Annotated in this window: 12 protein-coding genes; 6 read left to right on the top strand and 6 right to left on the bottom strand. The window is 69.0% G+C overall.

Going from position 1 to position 13,351, the window contains the following annotated elements:
* Together ASPU41_RS00290 and ASPU41_RS00285 are read left to right on the top strand one after the other, a co-directional pair.
* A complete protein-coding gene (locus ASPU41_RS00290) occupies positions 1–1,593 on the top strand; it encodes an ABC-F family ATP-binding cassette domain-containing protein (protein ID WP_069949211.1) in 1,593 nt (530 codons plus the stop codon).
* Positions 1,594–1,730: 137 nt separating this feature from the next.
* Complete coding sequence (locus tag ASPU41_RS00285) at positions 1,731–2,039, top strand: hypothetical protein (RefSeq protein ID WP_069949210.1); 309 nt, start codon at positions 1,731–1,733, stop codon at positions 2,037–2,039.
* Between the two features lie 88 nt (positions 2,040–2,127).
* On the opposite strand, the gene ASPU41_RS00280 is transcribed toward ASPU41_RS00285, so the two are convergent.
* From ASPU41_RS00280 to ASPU41_RS00270, 3 genes are read right to left on the bottom strand one after another with little or no spacing between them, the layout of a single operon-like run.
* Positions 2,128–3,831: an ABC1 kinase family protein gene (locus ASPU41_RS00280; protein WP_069949209.1), complete on the bottom strand. Its 1,704-nt coding sequence runs from the start codon at positions 3,829–3,831 to the stop codon at positions 2,128–2,130.
* A gap of 41 nt (positions 3,832–3,872) precedes the next feature.
* Entirely contained in the window at positions 3,873–4,868 is a 996-nt protein-coding gene (gene corA / locus ASPU41_RS00275; RefSeq protein WP_069949208.1) for a magnesium/cobalt transporter CorA, read from the bottom strand.
* Positions 4,869–4,926: 58 nt separating this feature from the next.
* Positions 4,927–5,424, bottom strand: coding sequence for an Lrp/AsnC family transcriptional regulator (locus ASPU41_RS00270; RefSeq protein WP_442856222.1), 498 nt, complete (start codon positions 5,422–5,424; stop codon positions 4,927–4,929).
* Between the two features lie 174 nt (positions 5,425–5,598).
* Here ASPU41_RS00270 and ASPU41_RS00265 point away from each other — a divergent pair, with 174 nt between their 5' ends.
* Positions 5,599–6,837 (top strand): MFS transporter, encoded by a 1,239-nt coding sequence (locus ASPU41_RS00265; RefSeq protein ID WP_069949206.1) that lies wholly within the window; start codon positions 5,599–5,601, stop codon positions 6,835–6,837.
* A gap of 58 nt (positions 6,838–6,895) precedes the next feature.
* Here the strand turns inward: ASPU41_RS00265 and ASPU41_RS00260 are convergent, their stop codons facing one another.
* Positions 6,896–7,402: an Lrp/AsnC family transcriptional regulator gene (locus ASPU41_RS00260; protein WP_069949205.1), complete on the bottom strand. Its 507-nt coding sequence runs from the start codon at positions 7,400–7,402 to the stop codon at positions 6,896–6,898.
* Positions 7,403–7,535: 133 nt separating this feature from the next.
* Here ASPU41_RS00260 and ASPU41_RS00255 point away from each other — a divergent pair, with 133 nt between their 5' ends.
* A complete protein-coding gene (locus tag ASPU41_RS00255; protein WP_069949204.1) occupies positions 7,536–8,699 on the top strand; it encodes a trans-sulfuration enzyme family protein in 1,164 nt (387 codons plus the stop codon).
* Between the two features lie 9 nt (positions 8,700–8,708).
* Here the strand turns inward: ASPU41_RS00255 and ASPU41_RS00250 are convergent, their stop codons facing one another.
* Positions 8,709–10,070: an MFS transporter gene (locus ASPU41_RS00250; RefSeq protein ID WP_083266279.1), complete on the bottom strand. Its 1,362-nt coding sequence runs from the start codon at positions 10,068–10,070 to the stop codon at positions 8,709–8,711.
* A gap of 89 nt (positions 10,071–10,159) precedes the next feature.
* Here ASPU41_RS00250 and ASPU41_RS00245 point away from each other — a divergent pair, with 89 nt between their 5' ends.
* Positions 10,160–11,143, top strand: a complete 984-nt coding sequence (locus tag ASPU41_RS00245) for a LysR family transcriptional regulator (protein ID WP_069949203.1) — start codon at positions 10,160–10,162, stop codon at positions 11,141–11,143.
* Positions 11,144–11,294: 151 nt separating this feature from the next.
* On the opposite strand, the gene ASPU41_RS00240 is transcribed toward ASPU41_RS00245, so the two are convergent.
* Positions 11,295–12,353, bottom strand: a complete 1,059-nt coding sequence (locus ASPU41_RS00240) for a nitronate monooxygenase (protein WP_069949202.1) — start codon at positions 12,351–12,353, stop codon at positions 11,295–11,297.
* A gap of 36 nt (positions 12,354–12,389) precedes the next feature.
* Here ASPU41_RS00240 and ASPU41_RS00235 point away from each other — a divergent pair, with 36 nt between their 5' ends.
* A complete protein-coding gene (locus tag ASPU41_RS00235; RefSeq protein WP_083266278.1) occupies positions 12,390–13,328 on the top strand; it encodes a BadF/BadG/BcrA/BcrD ATPase family protein in 939 nt (312 codons plus the stop codon).
* The last annotated feature ends 23 nt before the right edge of the window (positions 13,329–13,351 follow it).

Here is a 13,351-nt window from a genome sequence, read left to right as displayed (position 1 = left end):
ATGAGCCTGATCCGGCTGCAAGACGTCAGTGTGCGCTTCGACAACACCCAGATTCTCCGCGAGGCCTTCTTCCGCCTCGAGGCCGGCGACCGCGTGGGCCTGATCGGCAAGAACGGCTCCGGTAAGACGACCATCCTCAAACTGGTCCTGGACCAGGTGGCGCCGGACACCGGTACGGTCACCCTGGAACTGGGCACCAAAGTGGGCTACTTCTCCCAGTTTTCCGAACTCAATGGCGAAGCCACTATTCGTGAAGTGCTCGATGCGCTGTTTTCCGCGGTCAAAGAGGTTGAGGCTGAACTGGCCGCCATCGACATCTCCATCGCGGCTGATCCCGCGGAAGCCGAACTCGACCGGCTGATCAGCCGCCAGGCGGAGCTGTTCGAGGACATGGAACGGCTCGACGGCTGGGACTACCCGCGGCACATCGACACCGTCCTGACCACCTTGGGCTTCGACGAGGCCCACCGCAACTGCGCGATCGACGAGCTGTCCGGGGGCTGGCGAAACCGTGCGGCCCTGGCCAAGATCCTGCTCGAGGGCCCCGACGTGCTGCTGCTCGATGAGCCCACCAACTTCCTGGACGTGGCGGGCGTCGAATGGCTCGAAAGCTGGTTCCGGGACTTCAAGGGCGCCGCCATCATCGTCTCGCACGACCGGAAATTCCTGGACGCCGTCGTCACCCGGATCATCGAGGTGGAGAACTTCCACCTGCACGAATACCCGGGAAACTTCGGCGAATACGTGGTGCAAAAACAGTTCCGCCTCAAGACCCTTGAGCAGCAGTTTGTGCACGAATCCGAACTCCTGGCCTTTGAGGCCGAAGGGATCGCCGACCGCCGCGAGGCGGCCAAGGAGGCCAGCCGCGGCCTGGGCAACCAGCTGGCCAAGATCAAGAAGTCCCGCACACCCCGTCCCGTCGACCAGATTGTCACCGAGATCTATGGCGGCCTGCACGTCAAGGATGTTCTCTGCCGGGTGGAGGGTCTGGGCAAGTCGTACGGCGAGAAGCTGCTGTTCGACGATCTGTCCTTCGAGATCCGCCGGGGCAACCGGATTGTGGTCCTCGGCTCCAACGGCAGCGGCAAGTCCACTCTCCTGAAGGTGCTGACCGGCGAAGAGCGGGCCGATTCCGGCGAGGTCGCCTGGGCCAAGGGGCCCGGCTTCGTCTCCTACAACCAGATGCTCGAGGACCTCGACGACGCCGACACGGTCTCCCACGCGGTCAACGCGCTGCCTGACAGCCTGGCGTTCAGCGCCACGAAGAAGTCCGTCAACCGGTTCCTCGCCATGTTCCAGTTCTCCGAGGCGGACCTCAAGCAAAAAATCGGGAACCTCTCCGGCGGGCAGAAGGCCCGCGTCGCCATGGCGCAGTGCCTCCTCTCCGGCGCCTCGGTGCTGCTGCTGGACGAGCCGACCAACCACTTGGACATGTCCAGCACCCAGGTCATGGAACGCGCGCTGGTGCACTTCCCCGGAGCCGTCGTGGTGGTCAGCCACGACCGGTTCTTCAGCGAAAAGATCGCCAACCGCCACCTGGTGTTCGGCGCCGACGGCGCGGCCCCGGGCGAAATCGACGTCCGCGTCGCCTAACGGCCGTCCGCCTTGACGGCCCCGGCAGGAAGCGGCCGGAGTGCGGGCCCGACCTGGCTGTCGCGGTGCCAACCGGACTGTGACTGCAGGAACGAACCGGTCCCCTGAGAATGCCGCCGGCGCGGGATAATGGAAGCATGACTGATCAGGACCGCGACCCGTGGGAGGAGTTCGACAGGCTCAGGCCTGCGGGACCGGACCGCGTGGGCGGCTACCCCGGGGGTGAACCGGTGGGCTTCGGCTTCCGCACGGGCGTCCGCAGCGCGAAGGTGGCCATCGGCTTCGCCGTGTACGCCCTGACCCTGGGAACCATTCTGGTGGTGATCGGGGCGGTGGTTTTCATCGGCGAAAGCCAGTGGCTGCTGCTCGGGCTTATGGTGCTGATCGAAACGGTGTTCGTCCTGGCGTTCAGCCGGCTGGTCGCGCAGGCACGGCAGCGCCGCTGACAGTCCCGACGCCTGACAGTGCCGACTCCTGACAGTCCCGACTGCTGACCCTCCCGACTGCTGACCCTCCCGACGGCGTCGGAGCAAGCTACTTCCGGTGCCGGGAGGTCAGGGCCAGGTACGCGCCGAGGGCGCCGACACCGCCGATTCCCGCGGTGAAGAGCGTCTTCGGCCAGTTGCGCCAGCGCTCGGGCTGGACCGAAACCAGTTCCCCGACGGCATTGATCAAAGCCGCGGTGATGAGTCCGGCCACGATCCGGTTCCCGGTCCTGTCGGCCTTGTCCATGAGCTTGTCCAGCTCCTCGGCCCGGAAATGGATGTCGATGCCCCCTCGTTCCAAAACGTCCACCACCCGGCGGAGAATTTCCGGTGCGTCCGTGCCGAGGCGCAGGGCTTCGCGGCCGAGCTTCTTCAGCCGGGCCGCCAGCGCCTCCGGGGACAACGAGGCGAGGATGATTGACTGCGTGAAGGGACCGAGCTGGGTGGTCAGCTCGAAGCCGGGATCCAGCTGTTTGCCCAGGCCGTCCGCCATCACCAGCATCTTCAGCATCAGTGCCGTTTCCCGGGGCAGCCGTAGCCGGTGTTCGCGCAGCAGGGCCGCCAGTTCCGCCAGCACCGCCACGATCGGGATCTCCGCGAGCGGCCGTCCTGCGTAGCGGTCCACCAGCCGCCCCAAAGCGGCCTGCAGTCCGCCAAAGCCGCCGTTCATCTGCGCTCCGCACAGCCGGACCAGGGCGGTGGTCAGCCGGGCGGCGTCCTGTTCCACGATCGCCAGGAGCATCCGGAGCAGCTGATCGCGGGTGGAATCGCTGATCTGGCCGACCATGCCAAAATCGATGATGCCGAGGCGGCCGTCTGCTTCCACAAAAAAGTTTCCCGGATGCGGGTCTGCGTGGAAGAAGCCGTCCTCGAACACCATCTGGAGCAGGACGCTGCAGGCCTGCCGGGCCAGCTCTCCGGTGTCGATCCCGGCTTCCCGCAGCGCGGCGCTGTCGGTGACCTTGACGCCACGGATCCGCTCCAGCGTGAGGACCCGGGATGTGGTGGTGTCCCACAAGACCCGGGGAATGTGGACGCGGGGATCGCCCGCGAAGTTTGCGGCGAATTGCTCCGCGTTCCGGGCTTCCTGAAGGTAGTCCAGTTCGGCGCGCATGGTCTGGGAGAACTCATCGACCAGGGCTGCCAGATGGACGCCGGCGGCCCTCGTGGAGGCCCGCTCCGCCCGTTTGGCCAGCTCGGCCATGATCTCCAGATCCTCATTGACCTGGGCCACAACGCCGGGCCGTCGGACTTTGACCACGACGTCGATGTGCCGGCTGCCGCCCGTAGTGTCACCGGCGACGCCCGGTTCGGCGTGCCCGGGGCCCACCGCGATCCGTCCGCAGTGGACCTGGCCAATGGAACCGGTGGCGAGGGGAACGTCGTCCAGTGAATCGAGAAGCCGGTCCGCCGCAGTACCGAGCTCCTCGGCGATGACGGCGCGGACCTCGGCTGCGGTAATGTGAGGGGAAGCGTCCTGGAGCTTCGCGAGCTCGGTGGCATACTCCGGCGGAAGCACGTCGGTGCGCGTGGACACGATCTGGCCGAACTTGATGTAGACGGCGCCGAGGTCTTCCAGGGCGAGCCGGACACGCACCGGCAGGCTCGCGCCCCGGGGCGGAAACCGGTGCCTGCCCGCGGTCCCGTCTGCGGGCCTGAGCCGGTCGAGCCCAAGGTGTCCCAGTGCGAAGCCCAGTCCGTGCCTCGTCAGGGTCTCCACGATGTCCCGGAACCGGTCCCGCCGCGCGCTCATGACGCCAGACTACACGCGGGCTCGGCGGCAGGCGCTCGCGGTTAGAGCCACCCCTTCTTTTTGAAGACCCCGTACATCAGCGCCGCGGTGGCGGCCATCAGCCCGATGGCCATCGGATAGCCGAAGCTCCATTGCAGTTCGGGCATCCGCTCAAAATTCATCCCGTAGACGCCGGCAACAACCGAGGGTGCGAAGAAAATGGCCGCCCAGGACGAAATTTTCTTGACCTGCTCATTCTGCTCGGCGCTGGCCTCGTTCTGTCGGTTGGCCGTGAGCGTGCCGTCGAGGGTGAGGGCGTTCTGCAGGAGGTCCCGAAAGGAATCAGCGCGGGAGATCAGCCGCTCCACATGGTCTTCGACGTCGCGGAGGTTGTGCTGGAGCTCGGGTTTCACCTGGTACTTTTCGAAGCCGCGCCGCAGCAGCTGCGTCATGGCGGGGAGCGGGTGGATGGCGCGCTGGAACTGGATGACCTCGCGGGCCAGTTCGTAGATCCGCCGGGAAACCGTGGAATCGCCGCTGAACAGCTGGTCCTCGATCTCGTCGATATCGTTCTCCAGCCCCGCCACGACGGGGAGGTAGTCGTCCACCACCTGGTCCATCAGGGCGTAGAGCACTGCCTCCGGTCCGTGGCACAGGAGATCGGGGTGCCGCTCCAGTTTCCGCCGCACCTGTGCCACCCCGCCGGTTTCGGCGTGCCGGACGGTGACGACGAAGTTGCTGCCGGTGAACACGTGGAGTTCGCCGAATTCCACGGTTTCAGTCGCATCCAGGTACCGCGCGGGCCGCAGCACGGTGAAGAGGATGTCGTCGTAGCGTTCGAGTTTGGGGCGCTGGTGGGCCGAAATGGCATCTTCCACGGCGAGGCTGTGCAGCCCGAACTCGGCCGCGACCGCGGCCATTTCGTCCTCCGTGGGCCGGTAGAGGCCGATCCACGCCATCCCGCCGTGCTGGCTCAGGGTCGCAAAGGTCTGCTCGAGGCTCTGCGGCTCGGCGCTGCGGACGCCGTCAACGTAGACGGCGTTATCGATGATAGTCACGGGCTTATTATCCAGCCTTCGGCGCGCGGGGGCCGCGCGGGCTGGCCGGGCCGGGGCATCATTTTGGACGGGAGGGGGCCAGCGAGCTGCCTTGGGCCAGCCGGCTGATCAGCGGTTCGGTGCGGTACTGGATGTGTGTGTGCAGGGCGAGGACGGTTTCGGTCCGGATGACGCCCTTGATCCGAAGGATGGAGCGCAAAGCGGACTGCAGGTTGTGGGTGTCGGTGGCCACCACGCGGCACCACACATCGCCGCGACCTGAGATCTCGTGGACTTCCAGGACCTGGGCGATCAGGCGCAGGGCGCCCACGACACCGTCCAGTTCCCGGTGGGTGACCTCGATCGTGACGAAGGCGACCACGTCATAACCCACCGCTTCAAGATCTATTTCGCGGCCGCCGTCGTGCAGCAAACCGGAACGCTGCATGCGCCGCACCCGGGACTGCGCGGTGTTGCGTGCGATGCCCAGCGTTTCGCTGAGTTCACCGATCTGGATCCGCGGATCCCGGATCAGTTCCAGCAGGATCTTCAGGTCGGTGGGGTCCAGACTGTTCAAATCATCACTCCGGTTCATGCGGGCGGATACTGATTGACTGTTTTGATCAATTTTTGCACGAATTTTGGCCGCCAGGGTCAGCTATGCCGCAGTCTTGAAGTATCAGAATCTCACGGGCTGGCGGTTCCCCCATCACAGGGAACACGCGGCCCGCTTCCACGCAAGGGCACGGACATGACTGTCTTCAGCGAACTTCGCATGCGCCCGGCCACGGCAGACCGCTGGGGCTGGGATGCTTCCACCACCGCACGGCTGGTAATGGCCGGCGTCGTGATCTTCACGCTGCTGGTCGGCGCGAATCTTGCCACACCGCTCTATCCGCTGCTGCAGGCCAAACTCGGCATCACCGCCCTGGACGTGACGGTCGCCTTCTCCGCTTACGTTCTGGCGCTGGTGGCCACCCTGATCCTGGCCGGCCACTGGTCGGACCATATCGGCCGCCGGGCCGCCCTGGTCCTCGCGGTGCTGGTGGGCCTCGCCGGCGGCTCCGTCTTTGCCATGGCGGACAGCCTGTTCGCGTTGTGTGCCGGCCGGGCCCTGCAGGGCGTCGCGGTGGCTCTCGCCACGGGCGCCAGTTCGGCGGCCCTGCGAGAGTTGCTGCCCAGCCGTCCCGAGTGGGCCTCGCGGTTTACCCTGCTGGCTTCCGCCGGGGGAGTGGCGGCCGGTCCGGCGATCGGGGGAGTCCTCTCGCTGCTTCCGGGGCCGACTTCCACGCCGTATTACCTGCATTCCCTGGTCCTGGCGGCGCTGCTGGTTCCGCTGTACCTGCTCAAGGCCCGGCCGGCCATCACCTCGGTCTCCGGTCCGCAGCCGTTGAGCGTGCTGGCGCCCCGCCGGCCGTCGGTGTCCAGTGAGGCGCGCGGGGCCTTCTGGCTGGCGTCCTCGGTGGGGTTCCTCAGCTTCACCGTGTTCGGCTTCTGCCTGTCCCTGGCGCCGGGTTATTTCGCGCAGATCGTGCACGCCGATTCGCGTCCGCTGATCGGCCTGCTGGCGGGACTGACCCTCGGGTCCTCCGCACTGAGCCAGCTGGTCGCCGTGCGGGGACGCTTCGTGGTGCCGGTCGGACTTGGCATGCTGGCAGTGTCTGTGTTGCTGATCGCGGCGGCTGCCGCCTGGAACAGCCCCTGGCTGCTTATTGTTGCGAGCGTCACCGCCGGATTTGGACAGGGTGTGTCGTTCCGGACCGTCTTCAACGATGTCGCCGGAAAGGTCGAGCCCGCACGCCACGCCCAGATCATCAGCACCGTCTACGTCATCACCTACCTCGGCAGTGCCTTTCCCGTCATCGGGCTGGGGCTCGCCGCCGGGGTCGTCGGCCTGCAGACGGCGGTCGCCGGCTTCGTGGTGCTGTGTTCCCTCGCGGCGGCCGTCCTCGCCGTGATCACGCTGCGGGGGGCGTTGCGCCGGGCCTGACGCTGCCGCCATGCCCGGCCTGCCGCCGCAGACCCCTGGCATGCGCCGGCGCCGTTCCTCAGTCGGGCAGCGGGCCCAGGTTGCCCTGGATGTGGTCGAAAACCAGGGTTGTTTCGGTATGGCCCACGACCGGGTCGGTCGCCAGATTGTCCAGCACCCAGTCGCGGAGGTCCTCGGTGGTGGCGACGGCGATGTGCAGCAGGTAGTCCACCGAACCCGAGGTGTGGAAAGTCGAGAGCACGGCCGGGAGTTTCGGGACCCGGGCGGTAAAGCGGTCGATCTGCTCGCGGTCGTGGGCGCGGAGCCTGACCGCGATGAGGGCCTGGACGGAGCGGCCGATCGCGGACAGGCTCAGCTTCGCCTCGAAGCCCTGGATGATCCCGCGCTCCGAAAGCGCCCTGGTGCGCATCAGGGCCGTGGACGGCGCAATGCCGACCAGCTCGGCCAGCTGCTTGTTGGAGATTCGGGCATCGGCGACGAGGGCCGCGAGCAGGCGCTCGTCGATAGCATCCAGCGGCTCGCCGGCACCCGCTCCGGGCCGAAGATTCTTCGCACTGCTACTCACGGATCCTCCTTGAAGTGTTGTCAGTTCATCATAAACGGCGCATTCCGGCGTTTCCATTCGCGGGCCCTACAAAACCCCGAATTATTGCCAGATACTTGCGGAATTCAACGGTGAATATTCATAAGGAGCAAGGGTGCTTTCTCAAGACTCGCTGGCCGTCCACGCCGGCCGTAACGGCCTCACTGAACTGGGCGTGCACGCAGTACCGATCGATCTCTCCACCACCGCGCCGCTTCCCTCGGTGCACGACGGCGGTCTCGCCTATGAGCACATGGCCACCGGCGGCGCCCATGTGGAGGGTCAGAGCACCGTTTACCAGCGGCTGTGGAATCCCACCGTGGCCCGGTTCGAGGAGGGCGTCGCCGTCCTCGAGGACACCCCCGAGGCTGTGGCGTTCGCCACCGGCATGGCCGCGCTCACCGCGGTGCTGCTCGCCGTCGTCGCCGCCGGAAAGCAGCACGTCGTCGCGGTACGCCCCTTGTACGGCGGAAGCGACTACCTGCTGGCCTCAGGGGTGCTCGGCAACGACGTCACGTTCACCACCCCGGAGGGCGTGCACGCCGCGCTCCGCCCCGACACCGGCCTGGTGATCCTCGAAACGCCGGCCAACCCGAGCCTGGAGCTCGTCGATATCGCCCGGGTGGCCGCGGCCGCGGACAGTGTCCCGCTTCTGGTCGACAACACCTTCGCCAGCCCGATCCTGCAGCGCCCCTTTCTCCACGGTGCCGCCATGGTGCTGCACAGCGCCACGAAGTTCCTCGGCGGACACGGCGACGCCATGGGCGGCGTGGTGGCCGCGGGGCCCGAGTGGACCACCAGGCTGCGCCAGATCCGGGCTGTCACCGGCGGCATCCTCACACCCTGGCCTGCCTACCTGCTCCACCGCGGCCTGGCCACGCTGCCGGTCCGGGTGCGCGCACAGCAGGCGAGCGCGCAGAAGGTCGCCGTCGCCCTGGCCGGGCACGGGCTCGTGCGGCGTGTTTTCTATCCGGGGCTGCCGGAGTGCGACCCGCAGGGGCTGATCGGGACGCAGATGGCCGGTCCCGGTTCGCTGATCGCCTTCGAGGTGGGCGGCGCCGAGCACGCCGAACGGGTCCCTTCCGCCGTCGGCATGATCACCCATGCGGTCTCACTTGGCGGCATCGACACCCTGATCCAGCACCCGGCGGGGCTGACCCACCGGCCGGTCGCCGCCGATGCCAAACCGCATGCCAGCCTGCTGCGCGTGTCGGTGGGCCTGGAGGACGCCTCCGACGTCGTGGCCGACCTGGTGCAGGCAATCGAAGCAACCCGTTAGCGGCGCCGGCTATTTGAGTTCGGCCCGCGACGCAGCCGCCGGCCGGGCGGGATGCACGACGGCGGTGATCACCGCCGTCGTGCAGGCAAGCCCGATCACGGTCAGCGCCAGGGCCGTCCAGCCCAGCGACTGGAACACCAGCCCGCCGGCCCAGCCGATGACGCTGGATCCGAGGTAGTAGGCGAGATTGTAGAGCGAGGCCGCCTGTGCCCGGCCGGTGGTTGCAATGACACCGGTCCAGCCCGCGCCGACGCTGTGCGCCGCGAAAAAGCCTGCGGTGAACAGCAGCAGGCCCACCATGATGAGCGCCAGCAGTTCCGTCAGCGTCAGGGCCAGGCCCGCGGCCATCAGGACCGTTCCTGCGATCAGCACCGTGCGCCGCCCGAACCGCGCTGTCAGTGCGCCGGCCCAGCGGGCGGACACTGTTCCGGAGAGGTAGGCCAGGAAGATCAGGCTGATGATGGTGGCCGGAAGGCTGAAAGGCTCACCGGAGAGCCGGAAGCCGAGGTAGTTGTAAACGGCCACGAAGCCGCCCATCAGCAGGAACGCCTGGACGTAGAGTGCCAGCAGCCTCGGATTCCGGCCGTGGCCGGCCAGCGTCCGGAGTGCCCCGCGGAAGCCGCTGGCGGCCGCGGCCGTGAAGCCACGGGCCTGCGGCACCAGGACAAGGAACAGCGCGGCGGCCGCGGCCGCCAGGAGCGAGACGGCCAGGGCCCCGGCCCGCCAACCCCAGAGTTCGCCGACGAACCCGGCCAGCAGCCGGCCGGCGAGTCCACCCAGGGTGGTGCCGGCGACGTACGTTCCGGCCGCCAGCGCGGCGTGGGCCTTGTCGACCTCCTCATTGAGGTAGGCGATGGCGATGGCGGGGATGCCGCCCAGTGCCATGCCTTCGAGCATCCGCAGGCCCAGCAGCATGGGGAAGCTGGAAGCGAGCGGCACCAGCAGGCCCAGGACCGTGGCGGCAGAGATGCCCCACATCATGGCCCGGACCCGGCCGACCCGGTCGGCCAGGAAGGACCACGGAAGCACTGTCACGGCCAGCCCCACGGTGGCCAGCGAGATGGTCAGCGCCGCCTCGGCCGCCGTGACCTGCAGCTCCGCCGCCATCATCGGCAGCACCGCCTGGGTGGAATACAGCTGGGCAAAGGTGGCGACGCCGGCGAACGCCAGTCCTGCGAGAATCTTGCGGTAGGCCGTGGACCCCTTCGGGTGCCCCGGCCACGCGGCAGCAACGGCGTCCGCCCCGGGTGCGGCGCCGGGGGAAGTTCCGGGGGAGGTGCCGGAACCGGTCCCGGTCCGGGCGCCGCCGGCGGGGCCCGGCGGGACCTGGCCGGTGGCAGCGCGGCGGCGGAGCGGCGGAAGTCGAGGCATCTCCCCAGAATAGGCTCCGCCAAGGCATGCTTCCAATGCATGATTCACATAGAATCAATAGCAGATACGGAACGATCTGAGGGGCGGCCATGGACGTGGAGCACAAGCAGCTGGTCCAACTGCTTCCGCTGCTGCCCCTGCTGGCCGAACTCGGGCGCACGCAGCACATCACGGCGACCGCCGAAGTGCTGGGACTGCCCCAGTCGACGGTCAGCCGGGGAATCGCCCGGGCCAGCAGCATCATCGGGACGGAGCTGCTGATCCGCGACGGCCGCGGCGTTCGGCTGACTCCCGCCGCCAAGGCGCTCCTGCCCCACATCGAGGCTGCGCTGGGCGAGTTCCAGACCGGACTGGACCTGGTCCGGCACGAGTCGGAGGTGGTGCGCGGCAGGATCGCGGTGTCCTTCCAGCACACGTTCGGCGAGGCGATGCTGCCGCTGCTGATCAGCGCCTTCCGCAGCCGGCATCCCCAGCCGGCCTTCGACCTCAGCCAGGGCGCGCGGGACGGCTGCCTGGCGGAACTGGCCGCCGGCGACGCGGACCTGGCCCTGACCGCCCCGGTCGCGGCGCCGAGCCGGCTGATCTCCTCGGCAGCCCTGTACCGGGAACCCCTGCGGCTGGTTGTCCACCACCGGCACCCCCTCGCCGGGCGCCGCCGCGCGCGCCTGTCGGAGATCCGGCAGGACCCGTTCGTCGCCATGGGCCCGGGCTACGGCATGCGCTCGCTGACGGACGCGCTGTTCCGGGAAGCGGGTTTCCGTCCGCGCATCGCTTTCGAGAGCCAGGACTCCCATACGGCCAGGGGGCTCGTCTCGGCAGGACTCGGGGTGAGCATCCTTCCGCCAGGCGGGATGGCCCCCGGCCGCCACACCCCGGCGCAGTCCGGCGACCTCGGCTGGGTGGAGCTGGCCCTGGATTCAGGCCTTGCCTTCCGGGAGATCGGCCTGGCCTGGCGGGAACGACGCGGGGGACCGGACGCCGAGCCGGACCCGGTGCGGCTGTTCCGGGAGCTGGTGCTCAGCGAAGGCCCGGCACTGCTGGCCGGCTTCGTCCGTGGCCGCTCCGGCAGCTGACGCGGCCCATCGCGCCCGTTCGCCGGAGCACGTCGACATCGCGGGGAACGTTACGGCGACACCGCAGCGCACCGGCGATTTCGGGCGCACGGCCGGTTAGGGGACGGGGGCGGGCGGTGCGGGGGCGGGCAGCGGGCAGGCCGTCAGGCCGTCAGCCCAGCAGCCCCGCGATGACCTCCGCCACGGAGCCGGTCCGGGCCTGCTGCCAGCCGGTCCCGGCCCAGAGGTTCAGCCGCTCCGGATCCCCGGCGGCGGCCGCAGCCGCGCGCAGCGGGGCAGTGAGGTGATGCACGGCAGGGTAGGACTCCGGGGCGTCGGGGTGGTCGCGGACAAACTCATTGACCAGCGCCCGGGCCGGCCGTCCGGTGAAGGCCCGCGTCAGCAGGGTCTGCGTGAAGCGCGGGCTGGCGAGGGCGTCCTTGTGCAGCTGCCGGGCGCCGCTTTCGTCCGTGCGGAGGAACGCGGTGCCCAGCTGGGCTGCCTGTGCCCCCGCGGCCAGCACCCCGTCCAACCCCGCCCGGTCCATCACCCCGCCGGCGGCAACCAGCGGGAGCCCGACGGCGGACCGCACCTGGGCGAGCAGCTCCGCCGTCGTGCCTGGCCGGCTCTCACCGTCCCCGGCGTCCGGGGCGGCACCGGGAACCGCGGGCCGAGGCTGGAAGGCCGCGCTGTGGCCGCCGGCGCTCGAATGCTGCACCACCAGCGCATCCACGCCCTGCCCGGCGGCCTCAAGCGCCTCGCCCACCGTGGTGACGGTGGCCAGCACGGTGGAACCGGCCCGCTGAAGGCCGCGCACCACCTCGGCGCCGGGCAGCCCGAACGCGAAGCTGACCAGTTCCACCGGATCAGCCAGGAGTGCCTCGATCTTGCCCGGCCAGTGGTCGTCGTCGTCGAGCCGCAGCGGCGGGATCTCCACCCCGTACCGCAAGGCATCGGCCCGCAGCCGGCCGCGGTACTCCTCGAGCTGCGCCCGCACGTCCCCGGACGGTGGCAGCTGGGCCGGATCGGGGACGAAGAGGTTCATGCCGAACCGTGCCCCGGCGGCCCGGGCGCTGCCGATCTCCGCCCGCATGGCCTCAACGCTTTTGTATCCCGCGGCGAGGAAGCCCAGGCCCCCGGCATCATGCACGGCTTTTACGAAGGCGGGCGTGGATGTCCCGCCGGCCATGGGGGCGGCAATGATGCGGGTGCCGAAGAGGGCGTGCGGCATGGGTCACTCCTGGAGACGATTCAGTAGGCTGGTCTGGTGACCCATTCTGACATCCCGCCAGCGGCGGACCCTGCCCCTTCTTCCTCTTCCGCAGCCGGGGCCGTGATCGGCCTCGACATCGGCGGGACCAAGACCCGTGGCGTCCGGTTCGAGGGCGGCCGGGCGGTGGCGGACGAATCGGTGGGCAGCTCCAACGTGCAGAACGTCAGCCGCGAGGAAGCGGCCCGCCATCTCGCCGAGCTCTTTGCCCTGGTCGGAGGCGGGACGGTCGCCCGGGTCTACGCGGGAGCCGGCGGCATCGATACCGACGCCGATGCCGCGGCGCTCGCCGCGCTCATCGCCCCCCATGTGCCGGGTGCCCGGATCACCGTGGTCCACGATTCGAGGCTCCTGCTGGCGGCTGGCGGAGCGAGCACCGGCGTTGCCGTCATCGGCGGAACAGGCTCGGCCGCCTGGGGCAGAAACAGCAGCGGGCAGGAGGCCCGCGCCGGCGGCTGGGGTTACCTGCTGGGGGACGAAGGCAGCGGATACTGGCTGGGCCGCGAAGCGGTCCGCCACAGCCTGCGCCGGATGAACCAGGGGCTGGAACCGGACGAGCTGACTCTCGCGCTGCTGGCCTCCTGCGGTGTGGATGACCCGAACAAGCTGATCGCGCTCTTCCATTCAGCGGACACCGGACGTCGGTACTGGGCCGGGCGCGCCCGGCTTGTGGTCGATGCGGCCGCCGCCGGCCACGCAGCCAGCCGGGAACTGGTGGACCAGGCCGGACGGGATCTGGCAGCCCTGGCGCTGCAGGCGGTCCGGCAGCTCGGCATCGACGGCCCGGTGATCCTGGGCGGCGGCCTGGGCATGAACGTCCCCCGCCTGCAGGAATCCTTCCGCTCCGCCCTCGCCGCCGGAGGGATCACCGACGTCCGGGTCCTGGACCGGGAGCCCGTGTTTGGTGTGCTCCAGCTCGTGGCCGAGCAGGGCTGAGCCGGCCCGGCGGGCTACTACGC

It is taken from the genome of Arthrobacter sp. U41 (assembly GCF_001750145.1).
Lineage (GTDB): Bacteria > Actinomycetota > Actinomycetes > Actinomycetales > Micrococcaceae > Arthrobacter.
This window is presented reverse-complemented; position numbering and strand designations above follow the sequence as displayed.